Origin of the sequence: Burkholderia sp. BKH01 (assembly GCF_025685725.1) — a bacterium.
Classification (GTDB): domain Bacteria; phylum Pseudomonadota; class Gammaproteobacteria; order Burkholderiales; family Burkholderiaceae; genus Burkholderia; species Burkholderia pyrrocinia_C.
Window position 1 is genome coordinate 82341 of record NZ_JAOTQT010000001.1, and the last position, 21913, is coordinate 104253.

Sequence of the window (21913 nt, forward strand, 5' to 3'; positions counted from 1 at the left end):
GCCCGGATACCCCAACCCGAAGGAGACACCGTGAACCACCCGATTCCGGCTGCCGCCGGCACCGCGCCCGACGTGGACGCGCCGGCGCAGGCCATGCATCCGCTGCTGCGCGATGCCCGCTTTCGCGATCTCGTCAGGCGCAGAAGGCTGTTCGCCTGGTCGCTGACGCTCGTCATGCTCACCCTCTATTTCGCGTTCATCCTCACGCTGGCGTTTTCGCCGACGCTGCTCGGACAGCCGATCGTGCAGGGCCGGCCGACCCCGTGGGGCATCCCGGTCGGGTTCGGCATGTTCGTCGTCACGTTCGCGCTGGTCGCGCTTTACGTGTATCGAGCCAATTCGGTGTACGACACGATCGTCGCGTCCATTCGTCACGGAGGCGATCAATGAAACGCCTGCTCCTCGCATCGATCGCCGCCGTCGCCACCGTCGGCTCGGCACCGGCATTCGCGGCCGGCCCCGCGGCGCTAGCGCACGGGCACAACCCGGTCGCGATCGGCATGTTCCTGCTGTTCGTCGCGTCGACGCTTTTCATCACGCGCTGGGCCGCGCGCAAGAACAACAGCGTGGCCGACCACTACGCCGCCGGAGGCAAGATCACCGCGTTCCAGAACGGCTGGGCGATCGCCGGCGACTACATGTCGGCGGCGTCGCTGCTCGGCATCTCCGCGCTGGTGTTCACGAGCGGCTACGACGGCCTGATCTATTCGGTCGGCTTTCTCGCGAGCTGGCCGATCATCCTGTTCCTGATCGCCGAACCGCTGCGCAACCTCGGCAGGTACACGCTCGCCGACGTCGTGTCCTATCGCCTCCGGCAACGGCCGATCCGCGCGTTCGCGGCGTCGAGCTCGATCGTCATCGTGCTGCTGTATCTCGTGTCGCAGATGGTCGGCGCGGGCAAACTGGTCGAGCTGCTGTTCGGCTTGAACTACACGGCCGCAGTGCTGTTCGTCGGCGTGCTGATGGTCGTCTACGTGTTCTTCGGCGGGATGCTGGCGACGACCTGGATCCAGATCATCAAGGCCGTGCTGCTGCTCGCCGGTGCGGCCTTCATGGCGATCATGGTGCTGAGCCGTTTCGGCTTCAGCCTCGATGCGCTGTTCGCGCAGGCGATTCTCGTCCATCCGAAACACGCGGCGATCATGCGCCCCGGCGGCCTGGTATCCGATCCGGTCTCGGCCGTGTCGCTCGGCCTCGCGCTGATCTTCGGCACCGCGGGCCTGCCGCACATCCTGATGCGCTTCTTCACGGTCGGCGACGTCAACGCCGCCCGCAAGAGCATCCTCTATGCGACCGGCATCGTCGGGGCCGGCTACGTGTTGATCGTCATCATCGGCTTCGGCACCATCGCGCTCGTCGCGTCGGACCCGCAATACCACGACGCGTCCGGCGCGATCGCGGGCGGCGCGAACATGGTGGCGATCCACCTCGCGCATGCTGTCGGCGGCAACGTGTTCCTCGGCTTCATCTGCGCGGTCGCGTTCTCGACCATTCTGGCCGTGGTCGCCGGACTGACGCTCGCGGGTTCGTCGGCGATCTCGCACGACCTTTATGCGAACGTGCTGCGTCGCGGTCAGGCGTCCGATCGTGAGGAAATGCGCGTGGCCCGCGGGACGACCCTGGTACTCGGCGTGCTCGCGATCCTGCTCGGCATCGCGTTCGAAAAGCAGAACATCGCGTTCATCGTCAGCCTCACGTTCTCGATCGCGGCGAGTTCGAACTTTCCCGTGCTGCTGCTCTCGATCTACTGGCGCGGCCTGACGACGCGTGGCGCGGTACTGGGCGGCCTGACCGGGCTCGCCACCGCCGTCACGCTGACCGTGCTGAGCCCGACCGTCTGGGTGCAGGTGCTCGGTCATGCGCACGCGGTCTATCCGTACGAATATCCGGCACTGTTCTCGATGGCGGCCGCATTCGCCGGCGTCGTCCTGTTCTCGGTCACCGACCGCTCGGCCCGTGCGCAACGAGAGCGCGCGCAGTTCGACACTCAGCTCGTCGCGTGCGAAATGGGCATGACGCAACGCGGCTGAGCCGCACGACCCGAAGAATCGACACCCCATGAGGACACCATGTTGAATTGCACCTGCTGCATGTCGCCGGCGCGGCGCCGCCTGCTCGGCGCGTTTGCCGCGCTCGCCGGCACGGCCGTCGCCGGCGGCCCCGCATCGGCGGCCGACACCGCGAGCGCACCGGCCGCCGTGCCGCCGCACCGGCCCCGTTCGATCGACATCCACGCGCACTACTACCCGGAGAGCTTTTGCGACCTGGTCGGCGGCAAAGGCAAGCGCTTCGGCGGCTCGTTCACGTGCGACGATGCGTCGTTCACGTTCCGGACGCCCGCCGGCGGTCTCGGGCCGCTGCCGATGAAGTTCATCGACGTCGACGCGCGGCTCAAGGACATGGATGCATCCGGCGTCGACGTCCAGGCGCTGTCGCTCAGCGTGCCAATGGCGTACTGGGGCGACCGGCCGTTCAACGCGAAGCTCGCGCGCGACTGGAATTCGGCCGCGTCGCGCGTCTACCAGCGGCACCCGACGCGCTTCGTCGTCCTCGCGACGCTGCCGATGCTGAACGCAACCGACGCGATCGACGAACTCGAGCGCGCTGCGCAGTTGCCGGGCGTGCGCGGCGTGTACATGGGCACCAACATCGACAACCGCGATCTCGACGATCCGCTGTTCGCGCCGGTCTTCGCGCGCATCGAGCAACTGGGCCTGCCCGTGTTCCTGCATCCGCAGCAAACGGTAGGCGGCGCACGGCTCGGCGATTTCTACCTGAGCAACCTGCTCGGCAATCCGTTCGATACGGCGATCGCGGGCTCGCACCTGATCCTGGGCGGCGTGCTCGACCGCTACCCGAACCTGCACGTCACGTTGCCGCATGCGGGCGGCGCGTTGCCGATCCTCGTCGGGCGGCTGGATGCGGGCTGGACCGTGCGCCCCGAAACACGCCGGCTCGCGCACAAGCCCAGCAGCTATCTGCGGCGCTTCAGCTACGACACGGTGTCCCATTCGGGCCCCGTGCTGAACTTCCTGATGGAAAACGTCGGGGTCGACCGGCTCGTACTCGGCAGCGACTACTGCTTCGACATGGGCTACGAGCAGCCGGTCCGCTTTCTCGACCGCCTCGACCTGACGGCGGAACAGCGTTCGATGATACTCGGCGGCAATGCGGGCAAGCTGCTCGGGATCTAGCGGGCAAGCGGGCACATGGCGGTTTTCGACCCACGTCTGCACCGTCGGCGCAGGCCGTTGCCGGGCATGGCATCATCCGGCGAACCGGTGAGGGCCGGCATGCGACGCCGCGCATCGCGACAACCGGCCGGCGACGCACGCCGCCGGCCGAACACGGGAATCACGCACGATGAAGATAGTCATTGCAGGCGGATCGATCGCAGGCCTCGCGGCCGCGCTGACGCTCGATTGCATCGGGCACGACGTCATGGTCTGCGAGCGCTCGCCGTCCCCGCTGCGCGGCCAGGGCGGCGGCGTGGCCGTGCTGCGGCGCATGATGGCGTTTCTCGAACAGCATGGCCGGCATTGCCGCCGAATGATCAGCGTGCCGACGCACCGGCGGCGCTGGATCGATCGCGACGGCGTCGTCACGCGGGACGAACCCGAAATGCTGCCGTTCTCGTCATGGGACGCCGTCTACCGCTCGCTGTGCGAGACGCTGCCGCGCGGGCGCATCCATTACGGACGCACGGTCACCGGCTTCGACCAGGACGCGGACGGTGTCAACGTTCACCTGGACGACGAACGCATCCGCGCGGATGTGCTGATTGCCGCCGACGGCTCCGGCTCGAACCTGCGCACGCACCTCTTCCCCGGCTATACGCCGTCGTTTGCCGGCTACCTCGCATGGCGCGGCATCGTCGACGAAGCCGAATTCGACGCCGCGTCGATCGCATCGCTGGTCGAGAACATGACGCTGCACAAGGCGCCGGGCGAGCTGTTCATGGCGTTCCTGATTCCCGCGCTCGACGGCTCGCTCGCGCCGGGCACGCGCCGCTTCAACTGGCTGTGGTATCGAAACGAAGCCGATCCGGATGCGCTGCGCCGGCACCTGACGGATCGGGACGGCCACCTCCATCACGCGTCCGTGCATCCGGGGCAGCTTTCCGACGACACCGTCGCGACGCTGCGGCAACTCGCGGGCGAACGCTTGCCTGCTTCCCTGTCGCAGCTGGTGCTCGCAACGCGCGCGCCATTCAACCAGGCGATTTTCGATGCGTTGAGTCCCGCTTTCGTCGACGGCCGCGTCGCGCTGATCGGCGACGCGGCCTGCACCGTGCGCCCCCATACGGCATCCGGCACGTCGAAGGCGGCGAGCGATGCCGTGTCGCTCGCCGAAGCGCTGCCGGCGGACGCGACCGACGTCGTCGAGCGCCTGGCGTCATGGTCGGCCCGGCGGCGGGAGGAAGTGACCTCGTTGCTCGACAAGGGTCCGCAACTTGCTGCGTCGTTCGGCCTCGGCATGCCGCGCTGACGCATGTGTGCTGGCGCCGGGATGCAGCATGCGCGCGTTCAGAACGTTTCAGCGCAGCTTCAGGAAATGGCGTCGGCGCCCGCGTAGACTGCCTCCCATCATCCATCGCGCAGGCAGACTGTTCGCGCGCGGTCCCCACTCATGGAGTAACGACATGATCTCCGCCGCGAATCGCCGTCGCCGGACAGGTTTGTCATCGCCGAATCGATCGGCGATGCCGCACCGCCATCCGGCGGCGCCCACCGGAACGTCCGTCGCGAGCACGCGCAAGCCGGGCCACGCTCGTGCGCCCGCCTGTCGCGACAACCGGATCCGCGCTGCCGCGCGCGATCGTCATGCGGGCGTGCGCGGCCGACGCGCCGTCTATTGTCCCGCCTGTCGAATCACACCGGACGAACCGGTTCGCGTGGAGCGCGCATGAAGCACAAGCGACTCTGGTTGGGCGCCGCAGGCGTCGCGATCGCCGGCCTGGCGGTCGCGATCGGCATCATGGTTCGGCCGTCGATCGCGCCGATCGATCCGCCTGCCCGCGCATCGTTCGATCCGCAACTGATCAAGGCCGGCGCACGCGTGGTCGCGCTGGGCGATTGCGTCGTCTGCCACACCGCGAAGGACGGCAAGCCGTTCGCGGGCGGGCTGCCGCTCGCGACGCCGTTCGGCACGATCTACGCGACCAACATCACACCGGATGCCGACACCGGCATCGGCCGCTGGTCGCGTGACGCGTTCGCGCGTGCGCTGCGCAGCGGCATCGCCCGCGACGGCCATCCGCTCTACCCGGCCTTCCCGTACATTCACTTCACGCGGATGTCCGACCAGGACATCGCGGCCGCATACGCGTACCTGATGACACGCGAACCGGTTCAAGCGAAGACACCGGCGAACGACCTGATCTTCCCGCTCAACTTCCGGCCGCTGGTCGCGTTCTGGAACGTGCTGTTCCTGCGCGAAGGCACGTACCAGCCGGACCCGTCGCAATCCGCGCAATGGAATCGCGGCAAGCTGCTGGTCGACGGCCTCGGACACTGCGCGTCCTGCCATTCGCCGCTGAATGCGATCGGCGGCGAGGAAGCCGGCAAGGCGTTCGACGGTGGCATCGTCGACGGCTGGGAAGCGCCGCCGCTCAATACGCTCGGCAACGCGGTCCACCCGTGGACGCAGGCGCAACTGGTCACGTACCTGCGCACCGGCCGCGCGAGCGAGCACGGCGCGGCCGCCGGACCGATGCTGCCCGTCACGCGCGATCTCGCGACGGTGCCGGTCGAGGATGTCGAGGCCATCGCGGCCTACATCCTGTCGATCCAGAAGCCGGCCGCCGCACGGCCTGCGACGACCGCCGCCGAACGCCATGCGACGACGCCTGCCGGCCAACGCGGCGCGGTGCTGTTCCAGGCGTCGTGCGCGCAGTGCCACGGGCCCGCATCGCCGATGCAGTCGATCGGCGAGCGGCCGACGCTCGCGTTCGGCACGGCGGTCGCCGCCGACACGCCGCGCAATGCGATCCAGATGATGTTCAACGGGATCGGCTGGCATGGCGAGGACACGCTGAACTACATGCCGTCTTACCTCGACCAGTACGACGACGCGCAGATCGCGGACCTCGCCGCATACATCCGCGAAACGTACACCGATCGCCCCGCATGGAGCGGCATCGACACCCTGGCCGCGAAGCTCAGAAAGGAGGACAGCGCGCGATGATCACCCTCACCGTGAATGGCGTGCGGCACACGCTCGACATCGATCCGTCCACGCCGCTCCTTTACGCGCTGCGCAACGATCTGCACCTGCACGGCGCGAAGTTCGGCTGTGGCCTCGGGCAATGCGGCGCGTGCACCGTGATCGTCGACGACAAGCCGATGTTCTCGTGCCTGATTCCGGTCGCCGCGGTCGGCGAGCGCCGCGTCAGGACCATCGAGAGCCTCGGCACCGCCGAGCATCCGGGCAAGCTCCAGCAAGCGTTCATCGATCATCAGGCGGCGCAGTGCGGTTATTGCATCGCGGGCATGATCATGCGCGCGCAGGCGCTGCTGGAACGCAAACCGAAACCGACCGAACAGGAGCTGCGCACGCACATGGAACCGAATCTGTGCCGTTGCGGCACCCACATGCGGATCCTGGCGGCCGTGCGCCAGGTCACCGGCCTGCCGGACCCGGAACCGGCTGCCGCTCCCGTCATGATCAGCAAGGGGCTCTGATGAACGCCCCCGACGACATCGACGAAGGCCGCCGGCACTTCATGGTTTCCGGCGCGCTGTTCGTCGCGTTCAGCCTCGCACCGGCCGCACGCGCCGCCGCCGAGGTCGTGATCGCGGACGAAGGCGCCGCCGTCCGCGTGGCCAAGGCCACCGAAACGCTGGCCGGCAGCCTGAAGACCAATCCGCTGCTGGACGCGTGGATCAAGATCACGCCGGACGGCAAGGTCACCGTGTTCACGGGCAAGGTCGAGCTCGGCACCGGCGTGCGCACCGCGTTGCTGCAGGTGGCCGCCGAGGAGCTGAACATGAAGCCCTCGCTGATCACGTTCCTGACCGCCGACACCGGCGCGTCGCCGGACGAGGGATTGACGGCCGGCAGCCACACGATGGCGGACAGCGGCTCCGCGTTGCTGAACGCCGCCGCGCAGGTGCGCGGGCTGCTGGTCGACGGCGCGGCGAAGCAGTTCGGCGTCGACGCGCGCCTGCTCACCGTCGCCGACGCGGTCATCAAGGCGCCGGACGGCCGCACGATGCGCTACGGCGACGCGGTCCGCACCGTCGACCTGCATCGCAACGCGACGCCGGCTTCTCCGTTGAAGAGTCCGGCCACGTTCGCCGTGATCGGCACGTCGCTGCCGCGCGTCGACATTCCGAACAAGGTCACGGGCGGCGTCAGCTACGTGCAGGACATGATGCTGCCCGGCATGCTGCATGCGCGCGTCGTGATGCCGCCGGTGTACGACGCGAAGCTGCTGTCGTTCGACGAAGCCGCGATCCTGAAGATGCCGGGTGTCGTGCGGATCGTGCGCAACGGCAGCATGCTCGCGGTGGTCGCACAGGGCGAATGGCAGGCGGTCGTCGCGCAGCGCGCACTGGCCGCCGGCTGCCGCTGGTCGCCCGGCCGGGCGCTGCCCGATCGCGCGACGGTTCATCAGGACCTGAAGCGGATCGCGACGCAGCGCATCGAGATCGCCAATACGCATGCGCAAACCGCGCCGGCGACGAAGACGCTGTCCGCCACGTTCCTGAAGAACTACCTGCTGCACGGCTCGATCGGGCCGTCCTGCTCGGTCGCGCATCTCGAGAACGGCACGCTGACCGTGTGGACCCACTCGCAAGGCGTCTACCCGCTGCGCGACGCGCTCGCCGAGATGCTGTCGATGCCGAAGGCGAGCGTCCGCTGCATTCACACCGAGGGCTCCGGCTGCTACGGCCACAACGGCGCGGACGACGCGGCCGCGCATGCGGCGCTGATCGCGGCCGCGATGCCCGGCAAGCCGATTCGCGTCCAGTGGATGCGCGAGCAGGAACATACGTGGGACCACTTCACGCCGGCGATGGTCACCGAGCTCAGCGCGTCGCTCGACGCGAGCGGCCGCATCGTCGACTGGAACTACGCGCTGTGGAGCAGCTCGCACAACGAGCGAATCGTCAACGCCGGCCGGCTGCTGCCCGCACGGATGCTCGAACCGCCGTTCGTGCCCGCGCCGTCGACGCCGATGCTGCAGCCCGAGGGCGGCGGCGATCGCAACGCGATCCCGCTGTATGCGCTGCCGAACATGCACATCGTCAACAACTTCTCGCCGACGATGCCGCTGCAGACGTCGGCGATGCGCTCGCTCGGCGCACACACGAATGTCTGGGCGATCGAAAGCTTCATGGACGAGCTCGCGCACGCGGCCGGCGTCGATCCGGTCGAATTCCGGCTGCGTCACATGCAGGATCACCGCGCGAGCCAGGTGATCAAGCTCGCCGCGACGAAATTCGGCTGGCCGCGGCCGCCGCGCGAACGCAACCGCGGCGTCGGCTTCGCATTCGGCAAATACAAAAACCTGATGGCCTACGTCGCGATCGCGGTCGAGGTGTCGGTCGTGCCGGAAACCGGCCAGGTGACGCTCGAACGTGCGGAAGCGGCCGTCGACGCGGGCCAGATCGTGTCGCCGGACGGCATTCGCAACCAGATCGAGGGCGGTATCATCCAGTCCGCGAGCTGGACGCTGTACGAAGCGCTGAAATACGATACGCAGCGCATCCGCAGCTTCGACTGGAGCAGCTATCCGATCCTGCGCTTCTCGGCCGCGCCGCAAAGCGTGAAGGTTCACCTGATCAATCGTCCCGGCGCGCCGTTCCTCGGCGCGGCCGAGGCGTCGATGGGACCGACCGCCGGCGCGCTCGCCAACGCGATCTTCGACGCGACCGGCCAGCGCCTGCGCGAAATGCCGTTTGCCGGCGACGCGCTCAGGAAACGCATCGACGCATAGCGGCATCACACGACACATCGCGCCGGCATGAACCGGCGCGGACAACAAACGGGCTGGAGATTCGGAACGATGGATACCTTGCTTTCAATGCGCGTGTTTACGCGCATCGTCGAGACAGGCAGCTTCACGCGCGCGTCCGACACGACCGGCCTGACGACGCCGCGCGTGTCCGCACTGCTGAGCGCACTCGAACAGCATCTCGGCTGCCGGCTGCTGAATCGCACCACGCGCCGGATCTCGCTCACCGAGGACGGTCAGGCGTACTACGAACGCTCGGTCGCGGTGCTGCGCGAGATCGACGACATGGAGGCATCGGTATCGCAAGCGCGCAATGTGCCGCGCGGCCGCCTGAAAGTGAACCTGCCGCCGGCCATGGCGAAGCAGATCATGGTGCCCGCGCTGCCCGAGTTTCTCGCCGCCCATCCGGGCATCATGGTCGAGCTCGGCGTGACCGATCGCCAGATCGACCTCGTCGGCGAAGGCGTCGACTGCGTGGTGCGGATCGGCGCGCTCGACGATTCGGGGATGGTCGCGAAACGGATCGGCAGCCTGACGACCTGCACCTGCGCGTCCCCCAACGTATCTCGACCGATGCGGCGCGCCCGACACGGTGGACGATCTCGCCCAGCACGTCGCGGTCAGCCACATCTCGGCCGATACGGGCCGCCCGCGCCCCTGGGACTACATCGTCGACGGCGAAGCGCGCATCGTGCAGATGTGCGGCACGGTCGCGGTCAACGACGCCGACACCTACATCGAGTGCGGCGTCGCAGGGATCGGCCTGATCAAGACCTCGCTGTACCTGGTCGAGCCGTATCTGAAATCGGGGCGCCTGCGCGAGGTGCTGACCGATTTCAACCCGCCGCCCCGGCCGATCTCGATCCTGTATCCGCCCAATCGGCATACGCCCGTCAAGCTCAAGGTCTTCGTCGACTGGCTCGCGGGGCTGTTCGCGGAGATTCCGACGCTGCAGGGCAAGCGCTGTTGACACCCGTCGTTGAAGCCCGCTGTTGAAGCCCGCTTTTGAATCCGATCGTCCTCGCCACCGCGCGCGCCGCATGAATCACGTGATTTGAGACGGCGTTCAGGACTATTCAGTGCTGTCGATCCAGACTGGCCTCATCGGGCTTCGCGATCCGCGACATCCGCGCCGGAGGCCCGTTTCCAGAGGCACATCATGAAGATCGCGACCGCCGCGCCATCCGTCCAGGCCGTCTTCGAAGTCCTCGGCCCCGCCTTCGCCAGAGGCCGCATCGCGCGCGTCACCGACGCCGGCATGCGGTTCGCGACCGATCCCGGCCTCGGCGCCCGCGCATGAACCCGCGCACGGTCCGCCTCCTTTGCATTGCGCGCAATGCTCGATTGCGCCCCGGACGTATTCCCTTGTTATCGATCGATCAATAATCTTGACGGCAATGCGGCGGCTTCCGTTTCGCCGCGACGGCAATCGCAACGCCCGCCCGACGAACGGGCCCCCGACATCTCTTTCCAAGGAGTCGACCATGTCAGCAGAAACCACCCCGCTCGCGCCCCACGGGCACGCGGCCAAGCTCACGCAGGGCCTCATCCTGCTGTTCGCGTTCAGTTGCGGCGCGATCGTCGCGAACCTGTATTACGCGCAACCGATCACCGAACTCATCGCGCCGAGCCTGCACATGTCCGGCGAAACCGCGAGCCTCATCGTGTCGCTGACGCAGATCGGCTACGCGCTCGGCCTGTTCTTCATCGTGCCGCTCGGCGACCTGCTCGAGAACCGCAAGCTGATGATCGTCACGGCCGTCGTGTCGATCGCGAGCCTCGCAGCGGCCGCGGTCGTCCAGACGCCCGGGCTGTTCCTCGCGATCTCGCTGCTGGTCGGCTTCAGCTCGGTTGCCGTGCAGATCCTGGTGCCGCTCGCCGCGCACCTCGCGCCGGATCAATCGCGCGGCCGCGTGGTCGGCGCGATCATGAGCGGGCTGCTGCTCGGCATCCTGCTCGCGCGCCCGCTGTCGAGCGTGGTGGCCGACGCGTTCGGCTGGCGCTTCGTGTTCGCGGCCGCCGCCGTGCTGATGACGCTCGTGACGGCCGTGCTCGCGCTGACGATTCCGTCGCGCCAGCCCGATCATCGCGCGACCTACTTCGAGCTGATCGGCTCGCTGCTGCATCTGGTCCGCACGATGCCGGTGCTGCGCCATCGCGCGCTCTACCAGGGCTTGATGTTCGCGTCGTTCAGCCTGTTCTGGACCGCCGTGCCGGTCGAGCTGACGCGTCACTACGGGCTGTCGCAATCGGCCATCGGCCTGTTCGCGCTCGTCGGCGCGATCGGCGCGACGTCGGCACCGGTCGCGGGCCGCCTCGCGGATGCCGGCCATACCGTGCGGGCGACGCTGATCGCGCTGGTCGCCGGCACGCTGTCGTACGCGGTTGCGCTGATCCACGGCGCCGGCCTGTATGGCCTCGTCGTCACCGGCATCGTGCTCGATTTCGCGGTGCAGATGAACATGGTGCTCGGCCAGCGCGAGATCTACGCGCTGCACGCGGCAAGCCGCAACCGCCTGAACGCGCTGTACATGACGAGCATCTTCGTCGGCGGCGCCATCGGCTCCGCGCTCGCGAGCCCGCTGTACGAGCATGGCGGCTGGCCGCTCGTCGCCGCGGTCGCCGGCGCGTTCCCGATCGTGGCACTCGCGCACTACCTCGTGATCGGGCGTCCGCACGCGGAACGCCACGCACGGACCTGAACCGGCGCCGGCACCGGTTCACGCGCGAATCCCGCCCGGGCCGTTCGCGCGCCGGAACGCTGCCGGCATGTCACCCGCGTCACTCCCGCACTTTCCGCAGGGCCCGCCGTTGCGCCGATCGCAACCGGAAGCTATCGCACGATAAGCGGCGCGGCCCTGCTCCACGCAAAAGGAATCCATCATGTCTTCCCTGCTCAGCCACTACGACCTGCGCGGCCTGCCGCTTCCCAACCGTGTCGTGATGGGGCCGATGACGCGTTCGCGCGCGCCGTCGCGCGGCCAGCCGACCGAGCTCATGGCCGAGTACTACGCGCAGCGCGCGTCCGCCGGCCTGATCGTGACCGAAGCGACCAACGTCAGCCCGGTCTCCGCGTCGTTCGAACTGACGCCCGGGCTCGTCACCGACGAGCAGGCGGCCGGCTGGAAGCAGATCACGGACGCGGTCCACGCGAACGGCGGCCGCATCTTCGCGCAGCTGTGGCACGGCGGCCGCGTGAGTTCGCTGACGCTGCTCGGCGGCGACGCGCCGCTGTCGCCGTCCGCCGTCAACGACGATCTCGAGCAATTGCAGGTGTGGGCGCAGTTGCAGAACGGCTATTACACGAAGATTCACGCGACGCCGTCGCGCGCGATGACGACGGACGAAGTCGCCGGCACCGTCGACGAATTCCGCCAGGCGGCAGTCCGCGCGATGGCGGCCGGCTTCGACGGCGTCGAGATCCACGCGGCCAACGGCTACCTGCCACACCAGTTCCTGTCGTCGACGCTGAACCGCCGCGACGACCGTTACGGCGGCTCGGTCGCGAACCGCGCGCGCTTCCTCGAGGAAATCGTCGATGCGGTCGGCGGCGTGATGCCGCTCAGCCGCGTGGGCGTGCGCATCTCGCCGTACGCGAAGTACAACAACGTGCGCGACGCGGATCCGGATGCGACGTATGCGTACGTCGGCCGCATGCTCGACGAAGCCGGCGTCGCCTATCTGCACGCGGCCGACACCAACGGCTGGAGCGGTGAGCCCGACCTGCCGCGCATCGTCGAGAACACGCGCAAGACCTTCGTCGGCACGCTGATCGTCAACGGCGGCATTGCGCCGGATGCCGCGAACACGCTGATCGATGCGGGCGACGCCGATCTCGTCGCGTTCGCACGCGCATATATCGCGAACCCCGACCTCGTCGAACGCCTCGCGGCGAATGCGCCGCTCGCCGCGCCGAAGCCGATCGGCTGGTATGGCGGCGACCGCGCGGGATACGTCGACTATGCGCGTCACGACGCGGCGGGCCGGACGGCCTGAGCCCCGCTCCGGCGGCGGCCCGATGCGGTCTCGCTCAGGCCGTCGCCGATCTTGGTCGAACCCGTCGTTCGGACCCGCTCACGCGTCGTTCCAGCGCGCGCCCAGCACGCGTCCGCAGAAATTCGGCCGGTGAAAATCCGGATCGGTCCGCTCGAGCACGTCGGCGCTCCACGTGCCGAAGGTCGACGCCGGCCGGTGCGCGACCCCGCGCGCGATTGCGTCGAGGAATGCAGCGCCAAACGCGTCGCCGCGCGGGTACGCCGCGAGCAGCGCCCGCCGCTCGTCGGCCGAATACGCGTCGAAGTCGGTTGCCATCAGGTCGGTCGATACGGCGGACGCCAGCACACGCGCGAGCGGCGACACGCGCGTGGCCACACCGGGAGTCGTATGCAGCGCAATCGCGCGCCACACGTCGTCGCGCATGCGCTGCGACGTCTGATGGCGCAGCAGGAACGCCTGCGCGGCATCGGCGCTGTCGAGCTCGTAGCGCTCGGTCGAACGGCCATACGCGGTGCTCAATCCCATGTTCGCGTACATCGCGGCGACGTACAGCGTATCGGCATCGCAGGTCTCGCCGGCACGGCGCGCGGCAAGCGACGCGAGGACGAACACCCGGCTGGCGTGATCGACGATCACCTGCGGCAGCGACGCGCATGCCGCTTCGGCGGCGTCGATCGCCATCGGCGTCCGGGGAATGCGGACGCCGGCGACTTCGTCATCGCCCGATGCGCACATGTGCGCAGAATTCATCTCGTCTCCTTCTGCCCCGCACCAGGGCGCAAAATTATTCATTTATCGCGCGACACGCACCGGAGTAGCCGGCCTGCCCGCTGATCGACGCCATCCTAAAAGGCGACACCGTGCTGACCGAATGCTTCGCACTGCTCGACGGCCTCCGTGGCGGCCGCATGAAGGCGCTGCGCAAAACGACGCCCGCGAGCGAGCGCGGAACCGGCATCCGGGCCGTCGTCGGCCGCCGCGCGCGGCTGCGCGGACGCGGCCGGACGACGCCGGCCGACGCCGCCGAATTCGGCCACCGGCGACCATGCGGGGCTGACCGGCAGCGGCGGCGGCGCGAGCGGCGCGAACTCGTCGTCCGCATGCACGACCTTGCCGTCGACGACCGTCAGCACCGACGACAGCGACTTGATCTGCGCGTCTTCGATCGTGAAGTAGTCGTCCGTCAGCACCGCAAAATCCGCGTACTGGCCGGGCACCAGCGCGCCCTTGCGGTCGTCCTCGTTCGAGAACCATGCGCTGCCGACCGTGTAGCGGCGCAGCGCTTCCATCCGGCTGAGCCGGTTGCGTTCGGGATAGAGCATCGTGCCGCCGACCGTGCGCCCCGACACCATCCAGTACAGCGACACGAACGGGTTGTAGCTCGCGATGCGCGTCGCATCGGTGCCCGCGCCGACCGGCAGCCCGGCCGCGAGCATCGCGCGGATCGGCGGCGTGCGCGTGGCCGCTTCCGCGCCGTAGCGCGCAATGAAGTACTCGCCCTGGAACGCCATCCGGTGCTGGATCGTCACGCCGCCGCCGAGCACGGCGATGCGCGCGATGTTCGCATCCGAAATCGTCTCGCAGTGATCGAAGAACCAGCGCAGCCCGTCGAACGGCACGTCACGGTTCACGGCTTCGAGCACGTTCAGGAAGCGGCCGATCGACTCGTCGTACGTCGCATGCAGCCGGAACGGCCAGCGGTGCCGCACCAGCAGCCGGACCACCTCGGCCAGTTCGGCCTCGAGCGCCGCGGGCAGATCGGGGCGCGGTTCGAGAAAATTCCCGAAATCGGCTGCCGAGTACACCAGCAGTTCGCCGGCGCCGTTCATCCGCAGGAACGCGTCGCCGTCGCCGGGCTTCGCCAGCGTCGCCCACCGTGCGTAATCGTCGAGTTCCCGGCCGGCATGCTGCACGAACAGGCTGTAGGCGATGCGCACCGTCAGTTCGCCGCGCTGCGCGAGCGCCATGATCGCCGCATAGTCGTCCGGATAGGCCTGGAAATCGCCGCCTGCGTCGATCGCGCTCGTTACGCCGAGGCGGTTCAGCTCGCGCAGGAAGTGCCGCATCGAATTCATCTGGTCGTCGTGGCCGAGCTTCGGGCCCTTCTCGAGCGCCGCATGCAGGATGCCCATGTCCGGACGCGCGATCAGCATGCCGGTCGGCCTGCCGAGGCGATCGCGCTGGATCTCGCCGCCGGGCGGATCGGACGTGTCGCGGCCATAGCCGATCGCGCGCAGCGCGGCCGCGTTCAGGAGCGCGCTATCGCCCAGGTGCATGATGAAGACCGGCGTGTCGGGCGCGATCGCGTTGAGTTCGGCCGCCGTCGGCCCGCGCTTTTCCGCAAACTGGAATTCGGTCCAGCCGCCGACGACTCGCACCCACTGCGGCGCAGGCGTGCGCAGCACCTGGCGACGCAGCATGCGGAGCGCATCGGCGAGCGTCGGCACGCCGTCCCAGCGCAGTTCCAGGTTGAAGTTCAGGCCGCCGCGGATCACGTGCAGGTGCGAATCGTTCAGCCCCGGAATCACGGTGCGTCCGTTCAGGTCGATGCGACGCGTGCAGGCGCGCGCATGGCGCATCACCTCGGGCCCGGTGCCGGTCGCGAGGACGCGGCCGTCCCTCACCGCGAGCGCGGTGACGAACGACCGTTTGGCGTCCTGCGTCGCGATCTTGCCGTTATATACGATGAGGTCCGCCACTTCGGCGGATTCCGTCGCCCTAAGCACCTTCATGCCTCCCGCATGCGCCGCAAGCCGGCAAACGGCCACACGCCGCCTGCTGCCGGTTTGACGATACACGGACCATCCACTCTCCCCCTTGAACGTTGAACGATCGGACCGGCCGCGGCGCGATGGCGCGGCGGCGTCCTGCGCGGGCCCCGCGCGCCGTTACGCGACCGACTGCATCGCATCCATCGCCTCGTGCCGCATGCGCGTGCGGCCTGTCGACGGCGTCGTCTCCGGGCGAACGAAGTTCTGCACGCGCGCCAGCCGGCGCACGTCGAACGCGCGCGATTGCGGATCGAAATGCCCCGACAGGTTGGCCACCAGCGACGACGCCTGCGCGGTGCGCCCGCGCTCGATCAGGTGATCGGCGAGATCGAGCGTGGCGCGCAGCGCCCACATCGCGGCCCCTTGCCCGTTCGCGGTATGGATCGCCATCAGCAGATGTCGTTGCCCGTCCGTTTCGCAGGCGGCCGCGAGGTCCACGTCGGCGGTGCGTGCCTGTTCGAGCGTCGCCAGCCCCCTGGCGCGCAGCAGTTCGGGCACGAACAGATGCTCGCCGTGCGCGCGGCAGCGCGCGAGCGTCGCGTCGAGCGTCGTGCATGCCTCGGCCGCGCGACCCGTGCGCGTCAGCCCTTCCGCGTACGCGACGACCAGCGGCGCGAGCATGCGCCGGAAGCCGCTCGCCTCGATGCGCCGCAGCGCGGGCTCGAGCCGCGCGAGCCCGGCGCCGGGATGGCCGGCCTGCATGTCGAACTGTCCGGCAAGGCATTCGGCATGGCTGCGCCAGATGTCGAACCCGTTCGCATCGGCGGTCGATCGCAGCGTCGCCAGATAGTCGGAAATCGCGTCGTGATCGCCGTAGCGCAACGCAATCGGCACGGCCGCGGCACCGAGCACGACGCACAATGCGAGCCCCGAACCGCTGCGCCGCGCGCATTCGACCGCCTGCGCCGCGAGTTGCATCGCATATTCCGGATCGCCCTGCATCCACACGAGCCGCGTCAGCATCGTCCGGCCGAGCGTCGCGACGTCGACGCCCAGCGCCGCTTCGGCACAGGGCGGTTCGCCTGCGTCGGCCAGTTCGGCCGTCGCCACCTCCAGCCGCTCGCGCGCCTGCGCATGTTCGCCGAAGTAATGCAGCGAGGTCGCGACCATCGCGTTTGCCAGCAGTCGCTGCGACCGGTCGCCCCGCCGCTCGGCGGCGCGCTCGAAGCGCGTCGCGTAGCGCAACGATTCGTGGATATCGGAGCGTGTCAGCATCGTGTTCCACTGCCCGACCAGCGCGCGCGCGTCAAACGCCTCGTCGCCGATCCGCCCCGCGAGACCGAGCGTCCTGTCCCACATCGCGGCGGCCGTGTGGGTATCGCCATCGGTATGCAGCAGTGCCGATGCATAGGCCGCGCGCAAACGCATCTCGAGCGCCGCGTCGACGATCGCGGCCCCGTCGGCCTCGATTGCATCGAGCGCTCGCCTCGCCGGTATCGAACATTCACGCATCCGCGCCGGCTCCAGCAACGCGAGCGCCAGCGCGTCCGCTTCCTGCAGCGCCTGCGGCTCGGCCACCGCGGGCTCGCGCGGCGCCGGCGCGCCCGCGGCGAGCGGCTGGCTCGCCAGGTCCGCGGCGGGTGCCTGCGTCGGCATCCGGGCTTCCCCCTGCTCGCGTTCGTAGTGCGCATGACGCTCGGCGATGGCTTCGAATTCGCCCTCGTTGTGCAGCTTCTCGAGCGCGTACGCGCGCGTCGATTCCGTCAACCGGTAGCGCGCCTGCGCGCCGTTGAACTCGACGGTCACCAGCGACTTCGCGACCAGTTCGCCGAGCACCGCGATCATCTCGGCAGCCGACATGCCGGAATCCATCGCAACCTCGCGGGCGGCATCGAACGTAAACGGGCCGATGAAGCACGCCATGCGACGAAACAGCGACCGTGCGGCCGCATCCAGCAGCACGTAGCTCCAGTCGAACGTCGCGCGCAGCGTCTGGTGGCGCGGCAGCGCCGAGCGCAGCCCGCCCGTCAGCAGGTTCAGCCTGTCGTCGAGACGCGACGCGACGACCTCGAGCCCGAGCGTCGCGACGCGCGCGGCGGCCAGTTCGATCGCGAGCGGCAGCCCGTCGAGACGCCGGCAGATGTCGCCGATCAGCCTGACGCCGGCCGCGTCGACCGCGCAATCGGGCGTGGCGGCGCGAATCCGCGCCAGAAACAGCTCGACGGCCGAATGGCGCACGATCTCGTCGACCGACGCGCTGCCGGCCGGCACCGCCAGCGGGCTCACGCGAAACACGGCCTCGACCGAGATATGAAGCGGCTCGCGACTCGTCACGAGCACGCGCAGCGGCGCGGCGCGCGACGTCAGCGTTTCGACGAGGTCGGCCACCAGGTCGACGACGTGCTCCGCGTTGTCGAGCACGAGCAGGCCGCGCGAAGCGGCGAACGCGTCGCCGATCCGGTCGGCGGCAGGCACGCCGTCCGTCTCGAGCCCCAGTTCCGCGGCGATCGCGAGCAGCACGTCATCGCGCGTCGCGGCACTTGCCAACTCCACGAACAGGCCATGCTCGCCGGATCGGCTGCGCAGCTCGTGCGCGACGCGGTTGGCCAGGCTCGTCTTGCCGATGCCGCCCGCGCCGACCAGCGTGACGACCGGCGCACGTTCGATCATGTCGACGATCTGCTCGATCTCCGCCTGACGTCCAACCAGCGGAACCGGATGAAAAGCGGCGGCAACCTCGGGCGGACATTCGGCCGCGCGCGGCGCCGCCGAGTGCGCGACCGGCGGCTGCGCAATCAGCAGGTAGCCGCGGCCCGGCACCGTCTTGATCAGGTCGCGGTTCGCGCCCAGTGCCTTGCGCAACGTCGCGACATGGACCTGCAGCCGGTTTTCCTCGACGATCAGGCCCGGCCAGACGGCATCCATGATGTCGTCCTTCGACACGACGGAACCGTTCGCGCGATGCAGTACTTCAAGTATGTCGAGCGCGCGTGCGCCGATACGCAACGACGTGCCGTGATGGCGAATGTCGCGCTGCTCGAAATCCACCGACAAATGCCCGATCTGGATCATGGCCGCCTCCAGGTTCCCCACGATGACCGCCATGTGAACGCACGGTTCACCGGGGCGGGAGTCCGCACCCGGCCTGCGTTGCAGGCCGGCGCAAAGTCTCAAAAATTGGGCAGAGTGTAAACGCCGTATAAACAAAAATCTTGAAGGAAAATGCGCTGAAACTTGCGCACCGGCGCTCGGGGGGAAGCCTGGCGGTGCGAATACAAGCGGGGCAAGATCGATCGGAATGCTGCATTCGTGCGCCGGTCGGGCCTGGCGCGGCGCGGATCGATTCGCACGATGCATTTCGTCAGCCAGCGGACATTTATTCAAGTTATCTTGGGCCTGTCTGGCGCGCCGTATACACTGCACGCAACCAGGATGCTCGCGCGCCGTACCCCATCGAAGGATTGTTCCACCATGCCAGACCCCCTCGTCGCGCCGCCTGCGGCGCCGAAAGACACGCTAGGATGCATCTCGAGCCTGCTATCCAAGGATATTGAAAGGCCGGTCGGCGGCCTGACGCTGCACCGCAAATGCATGCGCGACGAGCAATTCGAGCGCATCGAGATGGCGGCCAGCGATCGCGGCTTCCTGATCGGCGTGTCGCTGAATGGCGGGCACCGGCGCACGATCTATGGCGGGTCCGGCAAATCCGAGCGGCGGTTTCAGCACAACTCGATCTACATTCGCGACTTTTCCCGAAATTTCCGCGCCGACCTGTACGGCAAGTTCGACTTCGTGCTCGTCGAGCTGTCGCACAGCTACCTCGACCGCCTCGGCCGCGAGCACGACGGAACGGAAATCGGCGGCCTGACCTGCGCGCCCGACGTGCAGGACGCGGTGCTGGGCCATCTCGCGCACGCCGTCGCCAACAGCCTCGACGCGCCGGGCGCGCTGAATACGCTGTTCGTCGAGCAGATGGGCCTCGCGATCGGCACGCATCTCGCATGCCGCTACGGCAATACGCGCGCGCGCGACCTGCAGCGCAAGGGCGTACTGTCGCCGGCCAAGGCCGCGCTCGCGAAGGAACTTCTGATGGAAAAGGCGAATCTCGGCGTGTCGATCGAGGAAGTGGCCAACGAATGCGATCTGTCGCGCGGCTATTTCATCCGCGCGTTCTCGCGCACGACGGGACGCACGCCGCATCAATGGCTGCTCGAACAGCGCGTGATCCGCGCCCGCCAACTGATCGAGACGACCGACATGACGCTCGCGGAAATCGCGGCCGCCTGCGGCTTCTCGGACCAGAGTCACCTGAACCGCGTGTTCGCGCGCATCGTCGGCCATCCGCCCGGCGCATGGCGACGCGAACTGTCGCGCTGATTCCGTCACGCGCGGCCACTGCTGCCGCGCGCCTTCGCGTCATCGAAGCGGCGTCGCGTCGTAATTGACCGGCACCCAGTCGTACTGCTGCCCGTCCCTGCGCAGATGCCCGAGCCCGGGAAACGCGATGTGCGCGGCACCGACCAGATAACGCTTGTCCGCCACGCGTTTCAGCGTATCGCGCCGGGTGCGGCGCGCCGCGTCGGCATCGCTGTCGTATTGGACGGTCGCGTCCGGATCCTGCAACTGGATCGCCGCGACGTGCACGATGTCGCCCCACGCGAGCAGCCCGGCGTCACCGCTCTCGATCAGATAGGCCGTATGGCCCGGCGTATGGCCGGGCATCGGCACCGCGCGAATGCCGGGAGCGAGCGTCGCTTCGCCGCGAAACGTCTTGAAGCGTCCGGCCGCGACGTACGGCGCGACCGATGCGGCCGCCGCATCGAAAAACGACGCGAGGAACGCCGGCGCCTGTGCCTTGTTGTCCGGATCGAGCCAGTAATTCGCTTCGATCTCGTTTACGCGGACGACCGCATTCGGAAAGGTCATCCTGCCGTTCGACACGATGCCGCCGACATGATCCTTGTGCAGGTGCGTGAGCAACACTTCGTCGATCTGCTCCGGCGCATAGCCTGCCGCGCGCAGGTTCGCGAGCAGCTTGCCGCAGCAGTCGCCGTACAGCACGCCGGCGCCCGTATCGACGAGAATCCGCTTCGTTCCCGTATCGACCAGGAACGCGTTGATCGACCCCTGTACCGGCGGCTCGAGAAACGCGCGATCGAGATCGCGCCGGATTTCGTCCTTCGACACATCGCGGAAGACCGTATCGACCGGAAACGGATGCGTGCCGTCGGACAGCGCGACGATCCGAAGGTCGCCGAGCTTCTGCCGATAGAAGCCGGGGGCCTGGTTGCCGCCGCCCGGCTCGCCGGCGAACGCGACCGATGCGAGGATGCCGACGCACCACGCGACGAGCAGCATGCCGCCTGAGCGCGCCGCGCGCGTGCGCCAGTTCAGGTTCTTCATGTCCGTTTCCCGTTTGCATATCGACGTTGCGACGTTGCGCGCAGGCTTGCCGGCCCGGCCGGCGAGGTGCGCACGACACCGAGCTTACCGGCCGGATTCGCAATAATCCTGAGCGGGACATGAATCGTTCTGAAGGCCGGGCCTCGGCGGTACCGGTTTGGCCTCAGACGGCTTCAGGCCGCCGGATCACGCGCGTGCTGCGCGGCAATCAATGCATCGCGAAAGACGGCAGCCGGCTGCGCGCCACTGACGACCGACAGGCCGATGCGTGTCGACGGCACCGACGCGACGCCTTCACGCACCGCCTGCGCTTCGAGCGCGACCACCGCATCGAGCCCTTCGCCGGACGCCAGGAACGCACGCACCGCATCGCGCGGCAAACCGGCACCGGCCGCAATCTCGACCAGCACGTCCGCGTCGCCGATATCGCGGCCGTCGCGGAAATACGCGGCAAACAGCGCATCGACGAGCGCGACCGCGCTGCCGCGTTGTTGAGCGAACCAGACGAGCCGGTGTGCAAGCCGCGTGTTCGGCGTGCGCGCGATCCGCGCGTGATCGAACACGAGGCCCGCCGCCCGGCCGGCTTCGGCCACATGCGCGTCGAGGGCCCGCGAGCGCGCCCAGCTGCCGAACTTCGCGCTCCGGTATGCCTTGCGGTCGATGCCGCCGGCCGGCATCGTCGGGTTCAGTTCGAACGGCACGAACCGTACGCTCACGTTGCCGGTCAGGCCGGCTTCGTCAAGCGCCTCCGCGAGCCGATGCTCCGCGATCCAGCACCACGGGCAGATGAGGTCGTAGGTCACCGTTACTTCGAGGGGTTTCATCGCAAGCTCCTTCCTGT

The 21913-nt window shown here is 68.4% G+C and carries 16 protein-coding genes and 1 pseudogene; 12 read left to right on the forward strand and 5 right to left on the reverse strand.

Annotated elements, in window-relative coordinates; all coding sequences use genetic code 11:
- The first annotated feature begins 30 nt into the window (after positions 1-30).
- The 11 genes and pseudogenes from OEJ37_RS00370 (at position 31) to OEJ37_RS00425 (ending at position 12958) form a co-directional block, all read left to right on the forward strand.
- Positions 31-390: a DUF485 domain-containing protein gene (locus OEJ37_RS00370; protein WP_208459192.1), complete on the forward strand. Its 360-nt coding sequence runs from the start codon at positions 31-33 to the stop codon at positions 388-390.
- Positions 387-2030, forward strand: a complete 1644-nt coding sequence (locus tag OEJ37_RS00375) for a cation acetate symporter (RefSeq protein ID WP_263342803.1) — start codon at positions 387-389, stop codon at positions 2028-2030. The genes OEJ37_RS00370 and OEJ37_RS00375 overlap by 4 nt, the downstream gene beginning before the upstream one ends.
- 39 nt (positions 2031-2069) lie before the next feature.
- Entirely contained in the window at positions 2070-3194 is a 1125-nt protein-coding gene (locus OEJ37_RS00380; RefSeq protein ID WP_263342804.1) for an amidohydrolase family protein, read from the forward strand.
- A gap of 169 nt (positions 3195-3363) precedes the next feature.
- The gene (locus OEJ37_RS00385) at positions 3364-4488 is read left to right on the forward strand and encodes an FAD binding domain-containing protein (protein WP_263342805.1); all 1125 of its coding nucleotides are present in this window, start codon (positions 3364-3366) and stop codon (positions 4486-4488) included.
- Positions 4489-4905: 417 nt separating this feature from the next.
- Entirely contained in the window at positions 4906-6186 is a 1281-nt protein-coding gene (locus OEJ37_RS00390) for a c-type cytochrome (protein WP_263342806.1), read from the forward strand.
- Positions 6183-6683 carry a (2Fe-2S)-binding protein gene (locus tag OEJ37_RS00395; protein WP_174419862.1) on the forward strand — a complete coding sequence of 167 codons (501 nt, stop codon included), beginning with the start codon at positions 6183-6185 and terminating at the stop codon, positions 6681-6683. Before OEJ37_RS00390 ends, OEJ37_RS00395 begins: the two co-directional genes overlap by 4 nt.
- Positions 6683-8944: a xanthine dehydrogenase family protein molybdopterin-binding subunit gene (locus OEJ37_RS00400; RefSeq protein ID WP_263342807.1), complete on the forward strand. Its 2262-nt coding sequence runs from the start codon at positions 6683-6685 to the stop codon at positions 8942-8944. The genes OEJ37_RS00395 and OEJ37_RS00400 overlap by 1 nt, the downstream gene beginning before the upstream one ends.
- Before the next feature lie 69 nt (positions 8945-9013).
- Positions 9014-9932, forward strand: a pseudogene (locus OEJ37_RS34885) (LysR family transcriptional regulator).
- Between the two features lie 189 nt (positions 9933-10121).
- The gene (locus OEJ37_RS00415; protein ID WP_175919625.1) at positions 10122-10262 is read left to right on the forward strand and encodes a hypothetical protein; all 141 of its coding nucleotides are present in this window, start codon (positions 10122-10124) and stop codon (positions 10260-10262) included.
- A gap of 184 nt (positions 10263-10446) precedes the next feature.
- On the forward strand, positions 10447-11664 hold the full coding sequence (locus OEJ37_RS00420; RefSeq protein ID WP_263342811.1) for an MFS transporter: 1218 nt from the start codon (positions 10447-10449) through the stop codon (positions 11662-11664).
- Positions 11665-11845: 181 nt separating this feature from the next.
- On the forward strand, positions 11846-12958 hold the full coding sequence (locus OEJ37_RS00425) for an alkene reductase (protein WP_263342812.1): 1113 nt from the start codon (positions 11846-11848) through the stop codon (positions 12956-12958).
- Between the two features lie 78 nt (positions 12959-13036).
- Here OEJ37_RS00425 and OEJ37_RS00430 read toward each other — a convergent pair whose 3' ends face one another.
- From OEJ37_RS00430 to OEJ37_RS00440, 3 genes are all read right to left on the reverse strand, one after another.
- Positions 13037-13708 carry a phosphohydrolase gene (locus OEJ37_RS00430; protein WP_174419868.1) on the reverse strand — a complete coding sequence of 224 codons (672 nt, stop codon included), beginning with the start codon at positions 13706-13708 and terminating at the stop codon, positions 13037-13039.
- Between the two features lie 95 nt (positions 13709-13803).
- Complete coding sequence (locus OEJ37_RS00435; protein WP_263342813.1) at positions 13804-15690, reverse strand: amidohydrolase; 1887 nt, start codon at positions 15688-15690, stop codon at positions 13804-13806.
- Between the two features lie 156 nt (positions 15691-15846).
- Positions 15847-18741 (reverse strand): ATP-binding protein, encoded by a 2895-nt coding sequence (locus OEJ37_RS00440; RefSeq protein ID WP_317891514.1) that lies wholly within the window; start codon positions 18739-18741, stop codon positions 15847-15849.
- Between the two features lie 399 nt (positions 18742-19140).
- On the opposite strand from OEJ37_RS00440, the gene OEJ37_RS00445 reads away from it, so the two are divergent.
- Positions 19141-20046, forward strand: coding sequence for a helix-turn-helix domain-containing protein (locus tag OEJ37_RS00445; RefSeq protein WP_263342816.1), 906 nt, complete (start codon positions 19141-19143; stop codon positions 20044-20046).
- Between the two features lie 39 nt (positions 20047-20085).
- On the opposite strand, the gene OEJ37_RS00450 is transcribed toward OEJ37_RS00445, so the two are convergent.
- Positions 20086-21027: an MBL fold metallo-hydrolase gene (locus tag OEJ37_RS00450; RefSeq protein WP_411859225.1), complete on the reverse strand. Its 942-nt coding sequence runs from the start codon at positions 21025-21027 to the stop codon at positions 20086-20088.
- A gap of 218 nt (positions 21028-21245) precedes the next feature.
- Positions 21246-21896 (reverse strand): DsbA family oxidoreductase, encoded by a 651-nt coding sequence (locus tag OEJ37_RS00455; RefSeq protein ID WP_263342818.1) that lies wholly within the window; start codon positions 21894-21896, stop codon positions 21246-21248.
- Positions 21897-21913 lie beyond the last annotated feature (17 nt).